18 protein-coding genes are annotated in these 21,347 nt (G+C 70.7%); 11 read left to right on the plus strand and 7 right to left on the minus strand.

The genetic code is table 11. The annotated features are described in order from the left end of the window. From D7X74_RS23520 to D7X74_RS23540, 5 genes are all read left to right on the plus strand, one after another. Positions 1–786, plus strand: a 786-nt coding sequence (locus D7X74_RS23520) for a potassium-transporting ATPase subunit KdpA (protein WP_147446660.1), incomplete at its 5' end; no start/stop codon positions are given. A gap of 2 nt (positions 787–788) precedes the next feature. Beyond that, positions 789–2,849 (plus strand): potassium-transporting ATPase subunit KdpB, encoded by a 2,061-nt coding sequence (gene kdpB, locus D7X74_RS23525; protein WP_120535239.1) that lies wholly within the window; start codon positions 789–791, stop codon positions 2,847–2,849. Between the two features lie 21 nt (positions 2,850–2,870). Continuing rightward, entirely contained in the window at positions 2,871–3,473 is a 603-nt protein-coding gene (gene kdpC, locus D7X74_RS23530) for a potassium-transporting ATPase subunit KdpC (RefSeq protein WP_120535240.1), read from the plus strand. A gap of 13 nt (positions 3,474–3,486) precedes the next feature. After that, positions 3,487–4,653 carry a sensor protein KdpD gene (locus D7X74_RS23535; RefSeq protein ID WP_120535241.1) on the plus strand — a complete coding sequence of 389 codons (1,167 nt, stop codon included), beginning with the start codon at positions 3,487–3,489 and terminating at the stop codon, positions 4,651–4,653. Then, positions 4,650–6,485, plus strand: coding sequence for an ATP-binding protein (locus D7X74_RS23540; RefSeq protein ID WP_120535242.1), 1,836 nt, complete (start codon positions 4,650–4,652; stop codon positions 6,483–6,485). The genes D7X74_RS23535 and D7X74_RS23540 overlap by 4 nt, the downstream gene beginning before the upstream one ends. Before the next feature lie 3 nt (positions 6,486–6,488). Here the strand turns inward: D7X74_RS23540 and D7X74_RS23545 are convergent, their stop codons facing one another. Continuing rightward, positions 6,489–6,950: a hemerythrin domain-containing protein gene (locus D7X74_RS23545; RefSeq protein WP_120535243.1), complete on the minus strand. Its 462-nt coding sequence runs from the start codon at positions 6,948–6,950 to the stop codon at positions 6,489–6,491. A gap of 152 nt (positions 6,951–7,102) precedes the next feature. Continuing rightward, positions 7,103–8,452 (minus strand): sigma-54 dependent transcriptional regulator, encoded by a 1,350-nt coding sequence (locus tag D7X74_RS23550; RefSeq protein WP_120535244.1) that lies wholly within the window; start codon positions 8,450–8,452, stop codon positions 7,103–7,105. Positions 8,453–8,681: 229 nt separating this feature from the next. Between D7X74_RS23550 and D7X74_RS23555 the strand changes: the two genes are divergently transcribed. From D7X74_RS23555 to D7X74_RS23570, 4 genes are all read left to right on the plus strand, one after another. After that, entirely contained in the window at positions 8,682–9,053 is a 372-nt protein-coding gene (locus D7X74_RS23555) for a hypothetical protein (RefSeq protein WP_233602217.1), read from the plus strand. A gap of 270 nt (positions 9,054–9,323) precedes the next feature. Beyond that, positions 9,324–9,659, plus strand: a complete 336-nt coding sequence (locus D7X74_RS23560; protein ID WP_120535246.1) for a hypothetical protein — start codon at positions 9,324–9,326, stop codon at positions 9,657–9,659. Positions 9,660–9,734: 75 nt separating this feature from the next. Next, positions 9,735–10,238: a PTS sugar transporter subunit IIA gene (locus D7X74_RS23565; protein WP_120535247.1), complete on the plus strand. Its 504-nt coding sequence runs from the start codon at positions 9,735–9,737 to the stop codon at positions 10,236–10,238. Positions 10,239–10,613: 375 nt separating this feature from the next. Continuing rightward, positions 10,614–12,206, plus strand: a complete 1,593-nt coding sequence (locus D7X74_RS23570; protein WP_120535248.1) for a methyl-accepting chemotaxis protein — start codon at positions 10,614–10,616, stop codon at positions 12,204–12,206. A 72-nt stretch (positions 12,207–12,278) separates the two neighbouring features. Here D7X74_RS23570 and D7X74_RS23575 read toward each other — a convergent pair whose 3' ends face one another. Next, entirely contained in the window at positions 12,279–13,931 is a 1,653-nt protein-coding gene (locus D7X74_RS23575; RefSeq protein ID WP_120535249.1) for a formate--tetrahydrofolate ligase, read from the minus strand. Positions 13,932–14,109: 178 nt separating this feature from the next. Here D7X74_RS23575 and D7X74_RS23580 point away from each other — a divergent pair, with 178 nt between their 5' ends. Next, a complete protein-coding gene (locus tag D7X74_RS23580; protein ID WP_120535250.1) occupies positions 14,110–14,886 on the plus strand; it encodes a hypothetical protein in 777 nt (258 codons plus the stop codon). 3 nt (positions 14,887–14,889) lie between these two features. Here D7X74_RS23580 and D7X74_RS23585 read toward each other — a convergent pair whose 3' ends face one another. The 4 genes from D7X74_RS23585 to D7X74_RS23600 all read right to left on the minus strand — a co-directional run bounded on the left by D7X74_RS23585 (position 14,890) and on the right by D7X74_RS23600 (position 20,267). Continuing rightward, positions 14,890–15,669: a hypothetical protein gene (locus D7X74_RS23585; protein ID WP_120535251.1), complete on the minus strand. Its 780-nt coding sequence runs from the start codon at positions 15,667–15,669 to the stop codon at positions 14,890–14,892. A gap of 96 nt (positions 15,670–15,765) precedes the next feature. Then, positions 15,766–18,456: an AsmA family protein gene (locus tag D7X74_RS23590; RefSeq protein WP_120535252.1), complete on the minus strand. Its 2,691-nt coding sequence runs from the start codon at positions 18,454–18,456 to the stop codon at positions 15,766–15,768. Between the two features lie 243 nt (positions 18,457–18,699). Further along, positions 18,700–19,161 carry a fibril protein gene (locus D7X74_RS23595; protein ID WP_120535253.1) on the minus strand — a complete coding sequence of 154 codons (462 nt, stop codon included), beginning with the start codon at positions 19,159–19,161 and terminating at the stop codon, positions 18,700–18,702. A 182-nt stretch (positions 19,162–19,343) separates the two neighbouring features. Then, positions 19,344–20,267 carry an iron-containing redox enzyme family protein gene (locus tag D7X74_RS23600; RefSeq protein WP_120535255.1) on the minus strand — a complete coding sequence of 308 codons (924 nt, stop codon included), beginning with the start codon at positions 20,265–20,267 and terminating at the stop codon, positions 19,344–19,346. Positions 20,268–20,329: 62 nt separating this feature from the next. Here D7X74_RS23600 and D7X74_RS23605 point away from each other — a divergent pair, with 62 nt between their 5' ends. Continuing rightward, positions 20,330–21,268 (plus strand): dimethylarginine dimethylaminohydrolase family protein, encoded by a 939-nt coding sequence (locus tag D7X74_RS23605; RefSeq protein ID WP_120535254.1) that lies wholly within the window; start codon positions 20,330–20,332, stop codon positions 21,266–21,268. Positions 21,269–21,347: the final 79 nt, after the last annotated feature.

A 21,347-nucleotide genomic window follows, 5' to 3' on the forward strand; every position in this document is an offset into this window, starting at 1 on the left:
CAACCCAACCCCGCCCTCGCCTCCGCCCAGGTGCTCCAGCACGGGAACCTGGAGGGCAAAGAAGCACGCTTCGGCGTCGCGGCCTCCACGCTGTTCGCCACCGTCACCACCGATGCGTCGTGCGGCGCGGTCAATGCCATGCACGACAGCTTCACCGCGCTCGGCGGGCTGGTGCCGCTGGTCAACATGCAACTGGGTGAGGTCATCTTCGGAGGCGTGGGCGCGGGCCTCTACGGCATCCTCGTCATGGCCATCCTCGCGGTCTTCATCGCGGGCCTGATGGTGGGCCGCACGCCGGAGTTCCTCGGCAAGAAGATTGAAGCGCGCGAGATGAAGCTCGCGATGCTCTACGTGCTCGTCTTCCCCCTGGTCATCCTGGGCCTGTCCGCGGTGGGCGTGGTGCTGCCGCAGGGCACGTCCTCGCTCAACAACGCCGGGCCGCACGGCCTGTCCGAAATCCTCTACGCGTTCACCAGCGGCGTCGCCAACAACGGCAGCGCCTTCGCGGGCCTCAACGCCAACACGCCCTTCTGGAACATCAGCCTGGGCGTGTCGATGCTCGCGGGCCGCTTCCTGATGATGGTGCCGGTGATGGCGCTGGCGGGCTCGCTCGTGGGCAAGAAGGTCGTGGCCCCCGGGCCCGGCACCTTCCCCACCGAAGGCGTCCTCTTCACGGGGCTGCTCGTGAGCGTCGTCCTCATCGTGGGCGCGCTGACGTTCTTCCCCGCGCTGTCACTCGGTCCCATCGTCGAGCACTTCCTTGGCGCGGCCGGAAAGGTGTACTGACCATGGCCCCCGCTTCCCGGCAGGCGTCGCTGTTGGATCCGACGCTGCTCAAGCCCGCCGTGTGGGAGAGCTTCAAGAAGCTCCACCCGCGCGCCGTCGCCCGCAACCCGGTGATGTTCGTGGTCTGGGCCGGCAGCCTCCTCACCACCGTGTTCGTCTTCAAGGACCTGGTGTCCCCTCGCGACGACGGTGCCCCGCTGTGGTTCACCGTGTCGGTGATGCTGTGGCTGTGGTTCACCGTCCTCTTCGCCAACTTCGCCGAAGCCGTGGCGGAGGGGCGCGGTAAGGCCCAGGCGAGCGCCCTGCGCCGAATGCGCCAGGACACCCAGGCCCGCCGGCTCAACGACAGCAACCAGGAAGAGCGCGTCACCGCCCCCTCTCTGCGCAAGGGCGACCGCGTGGTGTGCGAAGCGGGCGACGTCATCCCCGGCGATGGCGAAGTGGTGGAGGGCATCGCCAGCGTGGACGAGTCCGCCGTCACCGGCGAGTCCGCCCCCGTCATCCGCGAGTCCGGCGGCGACCGCTCCGCCGTCACGGGCGGCACCAAGGTGCTGTCCGACCGCATCGTCATCCGCATCAGCGTGGACCCCGGTGAGTCGTTCCTCGACCGGATGATTGGACTCGTGGAGGGCGCGGCCCGGCAGAAGACGCCCAATGAGATTGCCCTGCACATCCTGCTGGTGGGCCTCACGCTGGTGTTCCTGCTCGCGTGCGTGACGCTGGTGCCGCTGGCGCTCTACTCCGGCGTGCCCCTGTCCGGCACCGCGGTGGTGGCGCTGCTGGTGTGCCTCATCCCCACGACCATCGGTGGGTTGCTGAGCGCCATCGGCATCGCGGGCATGGACCGGCTGTTGCGCAAGAACGTGCTCGCGCTCAGTGGCCGCGCGGTGGAGGCGGCGGGGGACGTGGACACGCTGCTGCTCGACAAGACGGGCACCATCACCCTGGGCAACCGCATGGCCACGGAGCTGCTCCCGATGCCGGGCGTGCGCGTGGAGGAACTGGCGGAGGCCGCGCAGCTCGCGAGCCTCGCGGATGAAACCCCCGAGGGACGCTCCGTCGTCACCCTGGTGAAGGACACCTACAAGATGCGTCCGCGCGAGCTGCGCGCGCATCAGACCACCTTCGTGCCCTTCACCGCGCAGACGCGCATGAGCGGCTGCGACCTGGTGGATCCGCACCCGCGCAGCATCCGCAAGGGCGCGGTGGATGCCATCGTGCGCCACTCCCAGGAGCAGGGCGGCACCGTGCCGGAGGAGCTGTCCCAGGCGGCCGGCCGCATCGGTGACGCGGGCGGCACGCCGCTGGCGGTGTCGGACGGGGCCCGGGTGCTGGGCATCATCCACCTGAAGGACGTGGTGAAGGGCGGCATCAAGGAGCGCTTCGACCGCTTCCGCGCCATGGGCATCCGCACGGTGATGATCACCGGCGACAACCCGCGCACGGCCGCCGCCATCGCCCGCGAGGCCGGCGTGGACGACTTCCTGGCGGAGGCGACCCCGGAGGCGAAGCTCGCGCTCATCCGCACCGAGCAGGGCAAGGGCAAGCTCGTGGCCATGACGGGCGACGGCACCAACGACGCGCCCGCGCTGGCCCAGGCGGACGTGGGCGTGGCGATGAACACCGGCACCCAGGCCGCCAAGGAGGCCGGCAACATGGTGGACCTGGACTCCAACCCCACCAAGCTCCTGGAGGTGGTGGAGGTGGGCAAGCAGCTCCTGATGACGCGCGGCACGCTGACGACGTTCTCCATCGCGAACGACGTGGCCAAGTACTTCGCCATCCTGCCGGCGCTGTTCATGGGGGTCTTCCCCCAGATTGCTCCGCTCAACGTGATGGGGCTGACATCGCCGTTCAGCGCCATCCTGTCCGCCGTCATCTTCAACGCGCTCATCATCGTGGCGCTCATCCCGCTGGCGCTGAAAGGCGTGCGCTACCGCCCGCTGGGCGCGGCGGCCCTCCTGCGTCGCAGCCTGCTCCTCTATGGGGTGGGCGGCGTCATCGTCCCGTTCGTGGGCATCAAGGTCATCGACGTGCTGCTCACCACCGTGGGCCTGGCCTGAGTTGAAAGGAATTGGAACACCATGGTCTCCGCTCTCCTCGTCGCCCTGCGCGCCAGCGTCGTCACGCTGGTCCTCACGGGCGTGATGTACCCGCTGGTCGTCACCGGCGTGGCGCAGGTGCTGTTCCACCATGAGGCCAACGGGTCGCTCGCGAAGGACGAGCAGGGCCGCGAGGTGGGCAGTGCGCTCATCGGCCAGGGCTTCACGCGGCCCGGCTACTTCCAGCCGCGTCCATCCGCGGCGGGCTCGGGCTACGACGCGACGGCGTCCGGTGGCAGCAACCTGGGCCCCACCTCCCAGAAGCTCCGCGACCGCGCGGTGGCGGACGCGGACCGGCTGCGCCGCGAGAACCCCGAGGCCCCGGGGCCCGTCCCTGGTGAGCTGGTGACAGCGTCCGGGTCCGGGTTGGATCCGCACGTGTCGCCGGAGTCCGCGCTGTGGCAGGTTCCCCGGGTGGCCCGGGCGCGCGGGGTGGACCCTGCGCGCGTGCGGGCGTTGGTGGCGTCGCAGGTGGAAGGCAGGACGTTTGGCGTGCTGGGCGAACCCCGGGTGAACGTGCTCACGTTGAACCTCGCGATGGACCGGCAGTTCGGTGGACCCGCCCCGGCCCCCGCGAGCCCTTGAGGAAGACCCTGGCATGACGACGCGGCGCCCTCGCGCGGAAGACTTCCTGGAGCTGGTGGAGCGCGGTCGGCGGGGCCGGCTGAAGCTCTACATCGGCTTCGCGGCCGGTGTGGGCAAGACGTTCCGGATGCTGGAGGAGGCGCACGCGCTCAAGGCGCGCGGCGTGGACGTGGTGCTGGGCTTCATCGAGACGCACGGCCGCCCGGAGACGGAGGCGCTGGTGGCGGGACTGGAAGTCGTGCCCCGCCAGCGCCACACCTACCGCGACGTCTCCGTGGAGGAGCTGGACGTGGACGCCATCCTCGCGCGCCGGCCGCAGGTGGCCATCGTGGACGAGCTGGCCCACACGAACCTGCCCGTGTGCCGCAACCGCAAGCGCTACCAGGATGTGCAGGAGTTGTTGGCTGCGGGCATCAATGTCATTGGCGCCTTCAACGTGCAGCACCTGGAGAGCCTCAACGACCTGGTGGAGCGCAACACCGGCGTCACCGTGCGAGAGACGCTGCCCGACAGCTTCCTCAAGAGCGCTGACCAGGTGGTGAACCTGGACCTGGCGGTGGAGGACCTGCACGAGCGCCTCAAGGCGGGCAAGATCTACGCACCCGACAAGGTGCCCCATGCGCTGGAGCGCTTCTTCACCGGCGACAACCTCTCCACCCTGCGCGAGCTGGCGCTGCGCGAGGTGGCGGAGAGCCTGGACCGCGCCACCACCGGCAAGCAGGCCCGCGCGGGCGAGGACCCCTCCCAGAAAGGGGGCGCCTGGGGCCGCGTGCTGGTGGCCCTCTCCAGCCATCCTCCGCGCGCGGCGACGCTCCTGCGCCGGGGCTCGCGCATGGCGGGCCGCCTCAACACGGACTGGTTCGTGGTGTACGTGGAGACGCCGGGCGAGGCGCCGCACCTCATCGACGCGGAGGCCCAGCGCCACCTGCTGACGAACATCGAGAAGGCGAAGGAGCTGGGCGCGGAGGTGGTGCGCCTGCGCGCGAAGGACCCGGTGGCGGCGCTGCTGGACTTCGGGCGCTCGCACGGCGTGGGGCACATCATCATCGGCCGCTCGAACCAGGCGAAGTGGCGGCAGCGGCTGGGGCTCACCGCGGACGCGCGCCTGTTGCGCGAAGGGGACGGCTTCGACATCCACGTCGTGTCCTTCGAGCCCCTCACCGAGGAGAAGCGCTCATGACGCTGCGCTCCCGACTGCTCCTGGCCCAGGCGCCGCTGGTGCTCGCGCTCCTGTTGCTGGGGGCGCTGGCCGTCATCACCCTGGCGCGCGTGGGGCGCTCCGGTCAGCAGGTGCTGGAGGACAACTACCGCAGCGTGCTCGCCACCCAGCGCATCACGGAGCAACTGGAGCGCATGGACAGCGCGGCGCTGTTCATCATCGCGGGCGAGCGCGAGCGGGGCGTGGCCCAGCAGGCCTCGCAGCGGCCCACGCTGGAGTCCGAGCTGGCCATCCAGCAGGGCAACATCACCGAGCCCGGTGAAGCGGACGCGACGCGACGACTGCACGCCGCATGGGGGAAGTACCAGACCGCGTTCGACGCATTCCTCCAGGAGCGCGACCCGGAGGCCTCGCGTGCGCGCTACTTCGCGTCCCTGTCTCCGGCCTTCCAGGAGGCGAAGGCGGCCGCGTCCGCCATCCTCGCGTTGAACCAGGACGCGATGGTGCGCAAGAGCGACCGGCTGCGACACCAGAGCGAGCAGGTGAACACGCTGATGGCGCTGTCGGTGATGGCCGCGCTGGGCTTCGGCCTGTTCTTCACCACGTCGCTGGTGCAGCGGGCGCTGCGGCCGGTGTCGGTGCTGTCGCAGGCGGTGCGCCGGCTGGGGCAGGGCGACGGGGAGGCGCGCGCGGTGGTGGAGGGGCGGGATGAGATCGCGCAGCTCGCTCGGGACTTCAACACGATGGCGGAGCGGCTGGGGCAGTACCGCCGCAGCAGTCTGGGGGAGCTGCTCCAGGCCCAGGCGGTGTCCCAGGCGGCCATCGACAGCTTGCCCGACCCGGTGCTGGTGCTGGGCGCGGACGGTGGGTTGCTCAACGTCAACGCCGCGGCGGAAGAGGTGCTGCGCCTGCGGCTGGATGAGGGAGGGGACGCGCTGGGCCGCGTGGAGCCGGAGGTGCGCGCGGTGCTGGAGCGCGTGCGTGCGCACGTCGTGGGCGGGCGGGGTGCGTATCAGCCCCGGGGCTACGAGGAGGCGGTGCGGGTGGAGGGCTCGCCGGACGGTGGGCGGTGGCTCCTGCCGCGCGGGAGCCCGGTGCACGGAGAGATGGGCGACGTGGTGGGCGCCACGCTCATCCTCCAGGACGTGACGCGGCTGAGGCGCTTCGACGAATTGAAGAACGACCTGGTCGCCACGGTGGCGCACGAGTTCCGCACGCCGCTCACGTCGCTGCGCATGGCCATCCATCTGGTCGCCGAGGGCGTCGTGGGACAGGTGACGGAGAAGCAGGCGGACCTGCTCTTCGCGGCGCGCGAGGACTGCGAGCGTTTGCAGGGCATCGTGGACGACCTGCTGGATTTGTCGCGCATCCAGTCCGGCCAGCTCCAACTGGATGTCCGAGAGGTCCGCACGGAGGAACTGCTGGAGCACGCGCTGGCCGCGCAGCGCACGGTGGCGGAGGACCGGGGCGTACGGCTGTCCCAGTCCCTGGCGCACGACGTGGAGACGGTGCGCGTGGATCCGGAGCGCTTGCAGTTGGTGCTGGGCAACCTCGTGGGCAACGGCGTGAAGCACACGCCGCGCGACGGCGAGGTGTCGGTGCACGTGATGCGAGACGGAAGTCACGTGCGCTTCGAGGTGCGCGACACCGGCGAGGGCATCCCGGCCCAGGAACAGGCGCGCATCTTCGAGAAGTTCTACCGCGCTCCGGGTGCACCGTCGGGCGGCGCGGGCCTGGGCCTGTCCATCGCGCGCGACATCGTCCAGGCACACGGCGGCGAGCTGGGCGTGGTGAGCACCCCCGGCCAGGGCAGCACCTTCTGGTTCACGCTGCCGCAGTCCGGGGAGGCGTGAGCGTCACGGCGCGGCGGGCGCATCCAACTGGCGCATCGCTTCCCGGCGCGCGTTGGACGCGGAGCTGACGATTTCGGAGCTGCTCAGGCCGAACGCCTCCGGCGCCATCTCGCGGAGTCGCGGGAACACCTCGCGCTCCTCCTCCGCCATGTGGTGCGCCACCACCGCTTCCAGTTGCCGCACCGTGGCCTCTCGGCGACGCGTCTCCCGGCGCGCGTGCAGCAGTTCGGAGAGGAGCTGGCTCATCTCGCCGTGCTCCTCCACCGCGAAGTCGATGCGGGGCCCTTCGACGACGCTCCGCGCGACCGGATACACCCAGCGCTCCTCGATGGTGCTGTGCAGCGTGAGCGCTTCGGCCAGCCGCACGCACAGCTCCGGCTTCTCTTCGTCCGGAGCAGCGCGGTAGGCCTCGAAGAGGGCCTCGGCGTCCCGGTGCTGCTGGATGAGCACGTCGATGATGTTCATGAGTCACCCCCGCTGGGACGGCCGGAGTGGCGGTCCCTCTTCAGGGTCTTCACGCGGGCGCAGGGGTGCAATCCGCTCGGAAGTGCCGCGCGCCCTTGAGCGCCCCTGACTCCAGGGCGGTGTCCGCATGCACTGGCGCACATGCCAGCGCGCTACGCCTCCGGCTTCCCGTCCGATTCGTACTTCTTGCGCTTGCGCCACAGCGTGGACGCGTCGATGCCCAGCAGGCGGGCCGCTTCGTCCAGCGTCGGCGTGGAGGCCATCACGCGCAGGATGTGTTCGCGCTCCACGTCCTCCAGCGTGTGCGGCCCTCCCAGGCTCACGCCGGGGCCCACCGCGGACGCGATGCGCTCCGGAAACGCCTGCGGCTCCACCACGCCCGCGGGCCCCACGATGAGCGCCCGCTCCAGGGCGTTGCGCAACTCGCGCACGTTGCCAGGCCACGGGTAGGCGCGCAGCATGGCCTCCGTGGCGGGGGAGAGTTCCGGTGCCGGACGCTGCGCGGCCCTCGCGAAGAAGGCGACGAAGCGGCGGGCCAGCGGGACCAGGTCCTCGGGTCGCTCGCGCAGGGCCGGAAGCTTCACCTCCAGGACGTTCAACCGGTACATCAGGTCCTCGCGAAAGCGCCCCTCCGCCACGTCCTTCTCCAGGTCGCGGTGCGTGGCCGCCACCACGCGCACGTCCGCCTTGCGCGTGCGGCCCTCACCCAGTCGCTCGAACTGCTTCTCCTGGAGGAAGCGCAACAGCTGCGCCTGGAGCGCGGGGCTCATCTCCGCCACCTCATCCAGGAAGAGCGTCCCCCCTTCGGCCTGCTCCACGCGTCCGGGCTGATCCTTCACCGCGCCGGTGAAGGCGCCGCGCGCGTGGCCGAACAGCTCGCTGGCCAGCAGTTGTTCGGACAGGGTGGGGCAGTTGATGGTGACGAAGGGCCGCTTGCGCCGCGCGCTCATGAAGTGCAGCGCCCGGGCGAGCACGCCCTTGCCCGTGCCGCTCTCTCCTCGCAACAGCACCGCCGCGTCGGATGTGGCCGCGCGCGTGATGAAGCCGATGGCCGCGTGCATCGCCGGGGACGCCGTCTCCAGCGTGGTCTCCGGCACGGCCTGCGCGAGCTGTCCTTCCAGGTCGCCCAGGTGCGAGGACAGCTCCCGCTGCGCCTTCGCGCGCTCCAGCACGTGGCGGATCTGCGCGGGCGTGAAGGGCTTGGGCAGGTAGTCGCGCGCGCCACGCTTCACCGCCTCCACTGCGGTGTCGAACGTCGCATAGGCGGTGATGAGGACGACGTCGAGCGCGGGCGACTCCGCGAGCAGCCGGGGCAGCAGCTCCAATCCGGAGGCATTGCCCAGGCGCAGGTCCACGAACGCCAGGTCCGCTGGTCCCTGGGCGAGTGCCGCCAGCGCGGCCTCGGGGGTGGCGGCTTCGCGCACCTCGCAGCCGAAGCCCTCCAGGCACACCCTCAAGGTGTGGCGGATGTTGCGCTCATCGTCCACCACGAGCACCCGCATGGGGCGCTCCGTTGTCTCTGTCTCGGCACGGACTTCCATGGGGCAAGTGTAAGAGCATGCCGTGTGCCGGGCCCGTTTGTTGGATGCCGGGCGGGAAGGGCGCGGGAAGACGCATTGCATCCCGCAACGTCGTGCCCGGACGCTGCTTGCAGGGTGCAACGTGGGGCCGACTGGTGTCTGCTGCGGAACGGCCGTGCGTCTGGCACGCGCCATGGATGGAATGGAGCCCATGCGCAACGACGGGACGCCGCCCGATGAAGGGGGCGAGGACAACATCTTCGCGAAGGAGCTGACGCCCGCGCCGGACCGCTGGGTGCGCCGGGGCACGTGGATCGGCATCCTCCTGCTGATGCTGGTGGGCGTCTTCCTGTGGTTGCAGGGCGGGGAGAACCGCGCGCTGAACGCGATGTCGCCCTCGCAGCGCCAGGCCTTGTTCCGGGAGACGCGCGACGAGTTCGAGGTGCTGTGCCTGCCGGATGGGGGCGGCACGCGCTTCCCCCGCAAGTGCGGTCAGCTCGCGGACTTCCTCACGCACTTCTCCGAATGCGACGCGGCCTGCCGGGGCGAGGTGGAGCCCTTCCGCAAGCACCCCACGCGCTGAGGTCCGCGTCCGCCCTCCGCGCATGGCGGATCCGCTCGCCCCTCCTGCTCGGCTGGCTGGCGCGCGTGCGACCCCTGGCGATGAGGCGACCGCCGACACCGCGTCCTGCACGGCGTCACCGTGCAGGATGAAATCCCGCGCGTGACAGGGCGGAGGAATCCCCAGCAAGAACGCGGGAATGGAGCGCCGCCCTGACGGCACGCGGGATGCTCCTGGGTGGGGGGTGTCCGGGTGGAAGAACCCCGGCATCCAGGAGTGGAAACCATGGGGATGATCGCCATCTTGAAGTCGTGGAGCGCCAGGGCGCGCCACACCGGGACCCGACAGGAGGGCTCGCTCAAGGCGGTGCGCATGCTGGGCGCGGAGGGACTGGTGGACGCTCGCCGCCGCGCGGGTCGTGCGTTGGAGCGGGCCTGGCGTTGCACCTGCTGCCGCAGCCTGCTCGCCCACGTCTTCGAGCGCGTGGGCTCCACGCTGTTCCTGGACGACGATCCGGAGGTGCTCGTGCAGGCGTTCGAGGACAGCGAGCGCGACCGGTTCAGCGCGCGCGTGCTCGCCGCGTGCATCGTGATGGTGGGCCGCGAGCGCGTCGCCGTCGCTCTCTGATGCGTTGGCCCGGTGGCGGGGTGGACAGCGGATTTTGGAGACAGCAGCGGCCCCACGGGCCGGGAGGCAGGGCACATGCGGTGGATGGACTTCCTGACGGTGGAGGCGATCCAACCGTCCTTGCAGGCGCGCGACAGCGACACGCTGCTCCAGGAACTGGCGGGACTGCTGGCCCCGGAGGCCGGCATGACGCAGCACCTGCTCGCCTACCACCTGCGCGAAAGAGAGCGCCTGGGCTCCACGGTGATGGAAGGCGGCGTGGCCATCCCCCACTGCCGCGTGGGGGGCGTGCGGCGCATCGTCACCTGTCTGGGAATCCACCGGGCGGGCCTGGCCTTCGGTGGACCCGAGCACGGCCGGATGCACCTCTTCGTCGGCATGGCGACCCCGCCCGACACCGCGGGCCTGCACCTGGGCGTGCTGTCGCGCATCGCGGCGCTGCTGCACTCCGCGACGCTGCGTGACGCGCTGCTGCGGACCACCACCGCCGATGAAGCCCATTCCCTGCTCGCCCAGGCCGAGGCCACCCTCCACCCCTACCCGGCGCACCCGACGCACCGTGACATCCTTCACCGCTGAACGACGGACCCACGGTTCGCCCAGCACCCGGGCGTCGTTCCGGCGGGCTGGAATGATCGCGCCAGCGTGTGCCGTAAGCTCCTACCTCTGACGTGGAACGTCCTGCGAGGCAGGTCCCACCTGACAGGGCGAAGTGTCCCGGGGGACCCTACGGGGCAATCCCGACCCGTTTACTCGATATTTCAAGGGTCGCGGGCTTGAGTCGGGGGGAGAGGTGTTGTCTATCCTACGGACCTCGACGGGGCCTCAACCGTCGGCGGGGCCCGCCCGGGCCGCGGAAGGATGAGCGACAATGAGCTGGCGCAGCAGGCCCCGCGGGGATGCACCCCCGCGCTTCATCGGGATGTCTGACGTGGGCCCGCGAGGGGGTGTGTGATGGCGTTGAGGCTCAAGCAGAAGATGATGGTGCTGCCGGTGGTGGCGTCGGTGTTCCTGGTGGCCATCGTGGCGGTGACGGTGGGGCTGGGCACGCGCACGCGCGCGGCTTCGGATCGCATCGGCTTCAGTCTGGCCCCGTCGGTGAGCCAGGCGCAGACGGCGCGCGCGGGCTTCGCGGCGCTGCACCAGGACGTGGGCGACGCGGTGGCGTTGCACGCGGTGCAGCGGCAGACGCTGGAAGCCCAGGTGACGGAGCTCACCACGGGCCTCAAGGCCCTGCGCGGCATGAAGGACGTGGACGTCGCGCGGGTGGAGGCACTGCAGGAGGCCTTCACGGGCTACTGGCAGGAGGCATCCAAGGTGGTGTCGCTGGCGGCCCAGAACAGCGCGGGCGCCGACGAGGCGCTGGCGAAGCTGGCACCCGCGCACAAGACCGTGCACGACGGGCTGGAGGCGGTGACGGCGCAGCAGGAGGCCGCGCAGCGCGAGGCCTTCACGGAGATGGAGTCGCTGCACGGCACGACGCTCACGTGGGTGCTGCTGCTGTCGGTGGCCTGCATCGCGGCGCTGGCGGCGCTCACGGTGTGGCTGCTGCGCGAAGTGACGCTGCCCCTGGCGCGGCTGACGGAGACGGCGACGCGCATCGCGCGGGACGGTGACCTGACGCAGCCCATCGACACGTCCGCCCAGGACGAGGTGGGCGAGCTGGCGCGCAGCATCGAGACGCTGATGAAGCGGCTGCGCTCGGTGCCGGGCACGCTGCACTCGGTGGTGACGGAGCTGACGGCGGCGGCGGCGCGGCTGAACACGGCCAGCCACGAGCAGCTCAACTTCCTGACCAACCAGTCGCGCAGCCTCACGGAGGCCAGCTCCACCATCGCGGAGATCGCCCAGACGTCCGGCATGGCGGCCAGCCGCGCGGAGATGGTGCTGAAGGTCGCGGCGCAGGCGGACGCGTTCAGTTCGTCCGGTCAGGTCTCCATCGAGCGCAGCGCGGAGGGTCTGCAGCAGATCCGCCAGCGGGTGGGCGCGCTGGTGGGCAGCATCGGGCACCTGTCCGAGCAGGCCGTGCACGCCGGAGAGATCATCGGCAGCGTGAAGGACCTGGCGGACCAGTCCAACGTGCTGGCGCTGAACGCGGCCATCGAGGCGGCGCGGGCCGGTGAAGAGGGCCGGGGCTTCGCGGTGGTGGCCAAGGAGATGCGGGCGCTCAGCGGTCAGTCGCTCCAGAGCACGCAGCGCATCGGGAAGATCCTCCTGGAGATCAACCAGGCCATCCGCCAGACGGTGAGCATCGCGGAGGGCGACAGCCAGAAGATGGAGGAGGGCATCGAACAGGTGCTCGCCTCGGCGACGACGCTCAAGGACATCACCCAGGTGGTGCAGGAGAGCAGCCAGGCCGCGCGTCAGATTGTCGCCTCGGTGACCCAGCAGAACGCGGGCATCACCCAGATGACCGAAGTGGTGACGCAGCTGTCGGAGATGATGAGCGACGTGGTGATGGCCACCAGCAACGCCGAAGAGGCGGTGGGGCAGATCAACACGTCGCTGGGCAAGCTCCAGGAGCTGTCCACGTCGTTCCGCGTCTAGCGCTTCCTCGCTGGAACACGCAGGGCCCACGGGCCGTCCCGGATGCACCGGGGCGGCCCGTTTCCCTGGGGGCTACTCGCCCTGCATCAGGCCCGTGATGCGACCGTCCGGGTGGACGGTGACGCGTCGGGCGGCGGGCTCCCGGGGCAGGCCCGGCATGGTGAGCAGCTCGCCGGTGAGCGCCACCAGGAAGCCCGCGCCCGCGGACAGGCGCACCTCGCGCACCGTCAGCGTGAAGCCCCGGGGACGGCCCGTCTTCGTCGGGTCATCCGACAGCGACAGGTGCGTCTTGGCCATGCACACGGGCAGCCCCGCGCCTCCCAGCGCCCGCGCCGTCTCCAGGTCCTTGCGCGCCCCGGGCGTGAAGGCCACGTCGTCCGCGCCGTACACCGTGCGCGCGATGGCGCGGATCTTCTCCTCCGGCGACTGGTCCAGTTCGTAGAGGAAGCGCGGCTTCGGCGGCGCCGCATCCGTCGCGTCCAGCATCGCCAGCACCGTGTCCGCCAGCTCCAGCGAGCCCTCGCCGCCCTTCGTGAAGCCGTCGCACACCGCGATGCCCACGTTCCTCGCCTTCGCGAACGCGCGCAGCTCGTCCAGCTCCTCCGCCGTGTCCTGCGGGAAGCGGTTCACGCACAGCACCGCCGGCAGGCCGAACGCGGCCACCGACTCCAGGTGCTTCTCCAGGTGGTTGAAGCCCCGCAGCAGCGCTTCCCGGTCCGGCTCCGCCACCTGCGCGGCGCTCGCGCCCCCGTGGTGCTTGAGCGCCCGCAGCGTCACCACCAGCATCACGCCCCGGGGCCACACGCCCGCGCCGCGGCACTTGATGTCCAGGAACTTCTCCGCGCCCAGGTCGAAGCCGAAGCCCGCTTCCGTCACCACCTCGTCCGCGTACGCGAGCGCCAGCCGCGTGCCCACCACCGACGAACAGCCGTGCGCGATGTTGCCGAAGGGCCCCGCGTGCACGATGGCCGGTCCGCCCTCGCGCGTCTGGGCGAGGTTCGGCATCAGCGCGTCCTTCAGCAGCGCCACCATGGACGCCGCCGCGTTCACGTCCTTCGCGCGCACCGGCGAGCCGTCCGGCGCCTGTCCCACCACGATGCGCCCCAGCCGCGCCTCCAGGTCCTGGAGGTTCTCCGACAGCGCGAGGATGGCCATCACCTCGCTGGCGGCGGTGATGTCGAAGGACGTCTCGCGCGGTACGCCGTGCGCCTTGCCGCCCAGCCCCACGATGACGTTGCGCAGGAACCGGTCGTTCATGTCCATGGCGCGGCGCCAGCGCACCTTCGTGCCCTCCAGCACCACCGGGTGGCCGTAGTACACGGCGTTGTCCACCAGCGCGGACAGCAGGTTGTGCGCGCTGGTGATGGCGTGCAGGTCGCCGGTGAAGTGCAGGTTGATGTCCGCCGCGGGCTCCAGGCTGGCCACGCCTCCACCTGTTCCGCCGCCCTTCACCCCGAAGACGGGCCCCAGGGACGGCTCGCGCAGGGCCGCCACCGCCTTGCGCCCGCGCTGGCGCAGGCCCATGGCCAGCGCCACCGACATGGTGGTCTTGCCCTCGCCGGGAGGGGTGGGGTTGATGGCCGACACCAGCACCATGCGGCCCTGGCGCGAGCGGCGGCCCAGGGCGTCCAGGGACACCTTGGCGCGGTCGCGACCCCAGGGGAGGACATCTTCCGGCGCGAGGCCCAGCTCGGCGCCGACTTCGGCAATGGGACGGAGCGTCATGGCGCGGGACTCTCCGTGTCCCGCCGGGCGAGGTCAACGCTCGCGAGACGGGGAGCAGGCAGGCACGCGCGCACGGACGTTTCCTCGCGGGGCGTGCGGGTGGGAGGATGAAGGCGTGAAGGCGGCGCCCGGGAGCGCGATGGAATAGGCGGCCGGGTCTTCCGTCAGAAGGAACATCATGAATCGCATTCTCGGCATCGCATCGGTGGGGTTGGCTTCGGTGGCGCTCGGCGTGGCCCTGTGGGGGCCCGGTCGTTCGGAGGCTCCGGCGACGGACGCCGCGCCCCGTGTGCAGGACACGTCCGCGGACGTCCGGGCGCTCCAGACGCGCGTGAAGGCCCTGGAGGAGACGGTGCAGCTGCTGTCGCGCCGGATGATGGCCTTCGAGCAGCAGCCCGGCACGACCCCGGGCGGCTCGGGTCCCGCGCCCGCGGGCCTGGAGGCCGAGGTGGCGAAGCTGCGCGAGGAGGTGCGTGCCGTGATGGTGGGCGAGGCGCTGAACTCCGAGAGCGGGAAGCAGTCGCTGAAGGAGATCCTGCGCACGGTGCAGGACGAGCAGCGCACCGAGCAGCGCCAGCAGTGGCAGCAGCAGATCGACCAGATGCGGACGCAGGCGGATGCCGAACGCAGCGAGCGCCTCAAGACGTTCATCACCGACGCTCGGCTCAGCTACAGCCAGGAGCAGGAGCTGACCAGGCAGCTCCAGGCCGAGGACGCGAAGCGCCAGGCGCTGATGTCATCGGGCGGCAACGGTCAGCCCCGCCAGGACGTGCGCCGGCAGATGCGCGAGCTGCGCACGCAGACCGACCAGGAGATGCAGAAGGTGCTCAGCGCGGATCAGCAGGCCAAGTACCTGGAGATGCGCCGTGAGGACTCGGCCCCGCGCGGCGGAGGTCCCCGGGGCGGCGCCGGTGGCGGTTCCGGCTGGGAAGCGCGCGGCGGCGCCACGCAGTAACGCCTAACCGTTCCGCTCCTTCCGGGCCTGCAGCGGCCGGAAGGAGGTCGTGCCGTCGGCGGTGGTCTCCACGCGCTGGACGTCTTGCAGGTCGAAGGCGTCCGCCAGGGCCACCGACGGCGTGAAGAGCAGCACGGGGACCCGCAGGGACGCCGCGCGAGCGGATTGGACCCGGTCCCAGAAGGCATTCGCGGGCAGGTCCACGTCGGGCTCCTCCAGGACGAGGAAGGAGTCTTCGTCCTGTTCGAAGGCCCCGGCGGGCTGGACGCGGAAGCCTCGCAGCAGCCGCGCCATCATCGTCATGCCCCACTGGACGATGCCGCCCACCATCCGGTCCTCCTCCTCCGCGTCGGTGCCTCGCACTTCGGGCTCCGTCGCCGGGGGCAGGTCCGCGTAGGTGCGGAGCTGGGCCTCCTCGGAGGGCGGCTGCTTCTGCCCGGGCGCGATGAGCTCCACGGACACGCCCGCCAGCAGGTCCAGCTCCTCCTCCACGAGGCGCCATACGCCGTCAGGGAAGCGCTGGAACTCCACGCGGTAGGTGTTCCAATCCACGGCCAGGGACAGCTTCACGGGGCTGCGCAGGCCGTCCGTGACGCCGGGCTGGGACAGGTGCTGCTGGAGCCGGCCGTGCGCCAGTTCGCGCAGGAGCGTGAAGAACGCGATGAGGTCGCGGGTGGCGGTGCCATCCGCATCCAGCAGGACTTCCAGCGGCTCGGGGTGCAGCACCACGCCGCGCAGTGAGCGGAAGCCGTCCACTTCGAGCCGCGTGAACCGGGTGCGCATGGGTGACAAGCCTACGCCAGGGAGCGGAAACACGAACGCCGCGAAGCTCCCGTTGGAGCTCCGCGGCGCGCATGCCACTCGCGGACTTCGTGGCGACTACTTCCCGCCGAAGATGCCCTTGAGCCGCTTCTTCGCTTCTTCCTCCGCGCGCTGCTTCGCCTTCTCCTGCTCGGCGCGGGCCTTGTCCTCCAGCTTCTTCCTCTCCTCGTTGGCGCGCGCCTCCGCGTCGGCCTTGGCCTTGTCCTGGCCGCCCGTGATGATGTCCTGCACGGCCTTGCCCTTCTCACCCAGCAGGCTGCCCGCGACCGACGAGCCCGCCAGCTTCAGGATGGTCGTCGCCGCCGGCTTCACGTCGATGCCCGTCACCTCCGGGCTCCACGCCTTGCCCGACAGCTTCAGCCCCACCGGGATGGCTTCCGTCGGCGTCACCTTGCCCGCCGTCAGCGCCTTGATGGTCGCGGGTGTCAGCGACACGCCGCCCGTCAGGTCCAGGGTGCCGTCCAGCTTGATGCCGCCATCGAAGCTCATCGCCGCTTCCGGCCGCGTCCAGGTGATGGGCTTGCTCAGCTGCGCCACGCCGTTCTTGATGGTCACGCTGAAGGGCAGGTTCTCTCCCAGCGACGTCACGTCGCCGCTCTTGAGCCCCTTGGCGAACGGCACCGCCTTGGCCAGCGGCCCCGTCACCGACGACACCAGGTCCTTGCCCAGGAACGTGCCCTCCAGCAGGTTGCCGCTGATGCCGCCCAGCAGCGTCTGCTGCAGCTTCTCCGGCGTGTAGCCCACGCCCTGCACGTCCACGTTGCCGTTGAACTTGCCCGTCATCACCTGCTTCGGCGTGCGCTCCGCCAGGGCCTGCGCCATCTCGATGCCCTGCACCTGCACCTTCGCGGAGAAGGGCCGCGCCTCCGGCGACGGGCCCAGGCGGATGGTCGTCCCGTCCGCCACCACCTTGCCGCCGTAGATGCCCGTCGAGAACTTCTCCACCGTGATGAGGTCGTCCACCATCTTCACGACGCCCGTCACCTGGCTCAGGTCCATCTTCGTGAAGCGCAGCGACGCGATGGCGAACTGGATGTCACCCCGGTAGCCGTTGAAGCGCGTGGCTTCCACCGGCGGCTCGGGCGGGGGCTTGCCGCCCGTGCGCGCGAGGACCTCCTCCTCGCTCATCAACAACTTGTCCGCATCCAGCCGCGCGCTCTTCACCGCGGCCTTGAACGTCGTCGTCGCCTTCTTGCCCGTGCCGGCCAGCGACACCGTCGCGGTGCCCGACACCGTGTCCTCCAGCGCGCTCAGGGTCATGCTGGTGACGTTCACCGTCATCCCGCTGCCCGTCTTCGCCGGCGTGTACGTGCCCGCCGCCGCGACATCCAGCCGCTGTCCGGGCGCCTTGTTCACGAGCAGGCCCGGCCGCATGTCCACGCCGTCCAGGTCCGCCTTCGCGTCGAAGCGCAGCGCGCCGCCGCTGGCCGCCGCGCCCGTCAGCTTCGCGTTGAGCGTCATCGCGCCGCCGGCTTCCTTGGACAACTGGTCCGGCACCCGCAGCCGCACCGGCGTCAGGTTCACCGCGATGTTGATGGCCTGTTCGGCCTGCGTGCCGCTGCCGCGCACGTCCAGCCCGATGGGGCCCGCCACCATGCCCTTGAGCTGCTTCTTCAGGGGCGGGTAGTACTCGGCGAGCACGGCGGGATCCAGGTTGCGCCCCACCAGCTCGAAGCCCTCCACGGCCGGCTTGTCCGTGAGCAGCCCCTTCACCTTGCCCTTGCCGGTGATGGCCGCGGGGCCCAGGTCCAGCTTGAGCTTGTCCAGCGCCAGGTCACCCGTCTCCATGTCGCCCGTCACGTCCGTGTCGAGCACCACGTCCAGCGCCTTGCCACCCTCCGAGCCCGCGAACTTCATCCCCAGCGCCTTGATGACGCCCACCAGCTTCGTGGGGCCCTTGCCGCCGGGCACCGCGCCGCCCAGGTCCGCCTTCCAGTCCGCGTCCAGCGTGCCCGCCTGCAGGCCCACGTCCGGCGGCAGGAACGGCCCCAGGGGCGACAGGTCGATGTGCTCCGCCTTCAGCGTCACCTGCTCCGGCGTGGGCACCAGCGTCGCCGGCAGCGGCGCCGCCTGGAGCGTCATCTTGAGGTTCTGCTTCTCCGCGAGCACCGCCGCCGCCAGGTCCACCTTCAGCGGCTTGCCCACGCGCAGGTCCTTCACCTCGATGTCCAGGTCGCGCACCGCCAGCTCCCGCGCCTGCTGACCGCCCGCGCGGTCCACGAAGCGGATGGTGCCGTCGGTGAGCGCCGCGCGCTCCACGTGCACGCCCGACAGGTCCGTGGGCTGCGTCTCCTCCTCCGGCGTCTCCTCCTTGGGCTGCTGCGAGGCCCACTTCTCCTGGAGGCGCTGCACGTTGGTGGTGCCGTCCGCCAACCGGAGGACGTTCACGGTGAGGCCGGACACCTCCACGTTCTTGACCTGGATGTCCTTGCCCTTCGACGTCAGCAGCGGCATCGCCGCGACGCTCACGTCCACCGTCTTCAGCTCCGCGAGCGGCAGGTCTTCACCTTCCGCGGGGCCCACGACGACGTTCTCGATCTGCGCGCCGACATGGGGAAAGAGCTTCGTGGAGATGTCGCCAATCTCGATGGGGCGCCCGAGCTTCTGCGAATACGTGGCCGCCTGATCCCGCGCCGTCTTCAACAGGATGGCGTCCAGGCGCCACAGCACCACCGCCACGATGGCGACAAGGAGGACGAGGATGCCCCCCAGCACATAGGGCCAACGCTTCTTCTTCACAGCCGCCACGGTTCCTCCTCCGTCGGGAGAGCGGTCGAACGCTTAGCGCAGCGCCGCGTGGGCCGCACCTCCCATGGCTAACCGGGAGGACCGCCCGCGGCGGGAAACTTCCACTTTCCAGCGTGACGGAGGGGGTCTCCGGAAAAGTCACGCCCGCGTCCCGGGCTCCGGCCTGCCCGCCCGAACCCTGCATCTAGGCATGATGAGGGCCATCCGGAAGGGGGTGGCGCACGCCCGACCGGGGGCTCGCTGCTACAGGTCGATGATGTCCGGCTCGGTCCCCGGCGGCGGCGGCGCGTCCGGGCCTCCCTCCAACGTGAAGCCCCAGGGCGCGTAGACGGACCCGCCGGTGTACGCGTCCACGTAGAGCACCACGGGGGTGTCCAACCCTTCGTACGTCACCTCGAAGATGGACAGCCGGCCGCGCTCGTTGGCCCGTCCGTCCACCTGGGTGAACTCGCAGCAGTCCCCCATCCGGCGCCACGCCACCGGCTGTCCCTCCGGCCCGCGCAACAGACCGAAATACGCCAGCACACCCTTGTCGCCCCAGCCCACCCGCACCGGGTTCTCCGGCCGGGTGCCGTAGGTCGTCGGATCCGGCCGTTTGGGCATCAAGGGCTGCGTGCGGCGCATCACGTCGTCGAAGGACGTGCCCGGGGAGGCGCACGCCGTCAGGGCCAGCACGACCACGCAGGCGATTCGGAACAGGGACATCGGGACCTCCAGCAGGGAAGCTTTGGCAACGGCCTCCCAAGCTGGCGTCCCCCCCTTTCGCGGCGCATCCCTCCCGCCGCGAGCCGCCGCGAGCGCCGTCCGCTGCACGACGCACCCCCGGGCCCAGCGCACACGCGCAAGGTCCCGGAGGGAAGGACGGCCAGGCGCGCGCCCTGCCTTCTTCAGCTGAGCGACTTCAGCTCCAGGCCCAGCTCCCGGCGGTAGCGCTCGAAGCACTTCGCGCCCGCGGACAGCCGCAAGAGCGCGCCTTCCGCCAGGGGCCTCGCGCACGCGGGGTTCGCCGCCACCAGCGGACGCAGCACCTCCCGGTTCCACGTCTCCGAGTGCTTCACGTCCAGCGTGGAGTGCACCGCGTAGTAGCGCCGCACCCGCATGTCGAAGCCCAGGCGCTTCAGGCCCTCGTTGACGCACGCGGTGCGGCCCGGTGCCGTCTCCTCCACGATGCCCAGCGCGCCCACCGCGTGGTACGTGTAGCGGCGGTTGAACGCGAACGCGCAGAGCAGGTTCGCCAGCGCGTGCGCTTCCCACACCGTGTCCTCGTCCGTGGGCTTCAGGCCCAGCTTCGCCGCCATCTCCGCGAGCATCGGCCCGTGCATCGCGTCCTCGCGCCCGCGGCCCATCTCATCCCAGTAGTTGCGCGCCAGCTCCAGCTTCGCCTGCGTGGGCAACTGCAACTGCGTCAGCGCCACCAGGTCGTCGAAGCCGGCTTCACCCGCGACCTCCTGCGTGAGGAACCAGCGCATCTGCTCCAGGGACGCCTGCGTCGCGAGCCACGGGAACAGCGGATCCTGCTGCCCGGGTCCTGTCTCCTTCAGGTCCTCGAACCACGCGATGAAACCGTCCGCGTCCTCGGGCGCTTCGGCGGCCCATGCCGCCATGCGCTGTCGCTCCGCCTCCACGTACTCGCCCTCCAGCAGGCGCAACTGCGTCTCCGCCTGCACGCCCGCTCGCCAGCCTTCAGTGGGAAATCCCGGAGCCAGTCGAGCGTGGTTGAAGCGCAAGAGGGTCCGATGCAGTTGCTCGGACAGGCGGGCATCCTCAACCCCTGCTCCCACGTTCCCCACCACCTCGCCAAGCCCGCTCATGGTGCGCACCCTCTCTACACGTCTTCGGAAGGCGGGAGTGCCTTCCGACCACATGTATGGGGATGACCTTGCACACCGGCCACTTCGCTCCTGCCACCTTCGCCGTCAGTCAGGTGCGTTGCGAGAAGGACCATGTTCGCTCCCGTGACTGCGCGTATCAGGTCGCGTGGAACATCAATCCACATATGAGGGTGGGCGCCGTCGCGTGGCGCCGGGCCTGTTCGCAACACCGGGCCTTCCTGCGCACCCTGCGCGAAGCGGGCGCGGGCTTCTTCGAGCTGCCCTTCGTCCACGGCGCGTACGACTCCGTCTTCGCCAAGGACAACGCGGTGCTCGTGTCGCAGGAAGGCGAGCTGCGCGCGCTGCTCGCCACCATGCGCCACGGGCAGCGCCGGGGTGAGCAGAGCGCCCGCGCCCGGTGGTTGTCCGCGCGCGGCTTCGACGTCATCGAGCCGGGGCGCGTGCACATCGAAGGTGGCGACGTGGCCATGCTGCCCCAGGGGCGAGGCGCGCTGCTGGGCTGGGGCCAGCGCTCCACCCACCGGGCCGCGGGCGTGCTGGAGGCCTTCCTCGACGCGCCCGTCACGCCGCTGGAGCTGTGCGACCCGTACCTCTACCACCTGGACACCGCGCTCACCGTGCTGTCCGACGGCACCGCGCTCGTGTGTCCCGAGGCCTTCACCCCCGAGTCCCTCCGCACGCTGTCGCGCACGGAGGGCATCCAGCAGGTGGTGCCCGTCGCGCGTGAGGACGCGCTCGCCTTCGGCCTCAACCTGGTGGAGGTGGGCAACACGGTGATTGTCGGCGCGCGCGTGCCCCGTGTGGAGGCGCTGCTGCGCGGGCTGGGGCGCCGGGCCGTCAGCGTGAAGTTGGATCAGTTCCACCTGGCCGGAGGCAGCGCGGCGTGTCTCGTCGCGCGCGTGCACACCCTGCCGTCCGTGTCCGCCCAGCGCTCCCGCGAGGAGCGCGAACAGGAAGAGCCCACCTCGCTTTCGGCGTGAGCGGCTTGAAATGAAGAAACCTCCCCGGGCGACGTGCGCGCGGGGAGGTTCTTCGTGAAGCGGGGATGCGGGGGCGTGG

Source organism: Corallococcus sp. CA047B (assembly GCF_003612065.1).
Classification (GTDB): domain Bacteria; phylum Myxococcota; class Myxococcia; order Myxococcales; family Myxococcaceae; genus Corallococcus; species Corallococcus praedator.

What these genes read in the sequence shown, in the direction of transcription:
- kdpB (WP_120535239.1), top strand. Translation starts at nt 789, where the DNA reads ATGGCCCCCGCTTCCCGGCAGGCGTCGCTGTTGGATCCGACGCTGCTC.
- kdpC (WP_120535240.1), top strand. Translation starts at nt 2,871, where the DNA reads ATGGTCTCCGCTCTCCTCGTCGCCCTGCGCGCCAGCGTCGTCACGCTG.
- D7X74_RS23535 (WP_120535241.1), top strand. Translation starts at nt 3,487, where the DNA reads ATGACGACGCGGCGCCCTCGCGCGGAAGACTTCCTGGAGCTGGTGGAG.
- D7X74_RS23540 (WP_120535242.1), top strand. Translation starts at nt 4,650, where the DNA reads ATGACGCTGCGCTCCCGACTGCTCCTGGCCCAGGCGCCGCTGGTGCTC.
- D7X74_RS23545 (WP_120535243.1), bottom strand. Translation starts at nt 6,950, where the DNA reads ATGAACATCATCGACGTGCTCATCCAGCAGCACCGGGACGCCGAGGCC.
- D7X74_RS23550 (WP_120535244.1), bottom strand. Translation starts at nt 8,452, where the DNA reads ATGCGGGTGCTCGTGGTGGACGATGAGCGCAACATCCGCCACACCTTG.
- D7X74_RS23555 (WP_233602217.1), top strand. Translation starts at nt 8,682, where the DNA reads ATGCGCAACGACGGGACGCCGCCCGATGAAGGGGGCGAGGACAACATC.
- D7X74_RS23560 (WP_120535246.1), top strand. Translation starts at nt 9,324, where the DNA reads ATGATCGCCATCTTGAAGTCGTGGAGCGCCAGGGCGCGCCACACCGGG.
- D7X74_RS23565 (WP_120535247.1), top strand. Translation starts at nt 9,735, where the DNA reads ATGCGGTGGATGGACTTCCTGACGGTGGAGGCGATCCAACCGTCCTTG.
- D7X74_RS23570 (WP_120535248.1), top strand. Translation starts at nt 10,614, where the DNA reads ATGGCGTTGAGGCTCAAGCAGAAGATGATGGTGCTGCCGGTGGTGGCG.
- D7X74_RS23575 (WP_120535249.1), bottom strand. Translation starts at nt 13,931, where the DNA reads ATGACGCTCCGTCCCATTGCCGAAGTCGGCGCCGAGCTGGGCCTCGCG.
- D7X74_RS23580 (WP_120535250.1), top strand. Translation starts at nt 14,110, where the DNA reads ATGAATCGCATTCTCGGCATCGCATCGGTGGGGTTGGCTTCGGTGGCG.
- D7X74_RS23585 (WP_120535251.1), bottom strand. Translation starts at nt 15,669, where the DNA reads ATGCGCACCCGGTTCACGCGGCTCGAAGTGGACGGCTTCCGCTCACTG.
- D7X74_RS23595 (WP_120535253.1), bottom strand. Translation starts at nt 19,161, where the DNA reads ATGTCCCTGTTCCGAATCGCCTGCGTGGTCGTGCTGGCCCTGACGGCG.
- D7X74_RS23600 (WP_120535255.1), bottom strand. Translation starts at nt 20,267, where the DNA reads ATGAGCGGGCTTGGCGAGGTGGTGGGGAACGTGGGAGCAGGGGTTGAG.
- D7X74_RS23605 (WP_120535254.1), top strand. Translation starts at nt 20,330, where the DNA reads ATGACCTTGCACACCGGCCACTTCGCTCCTGCCACCTTCGCCGTCAGT.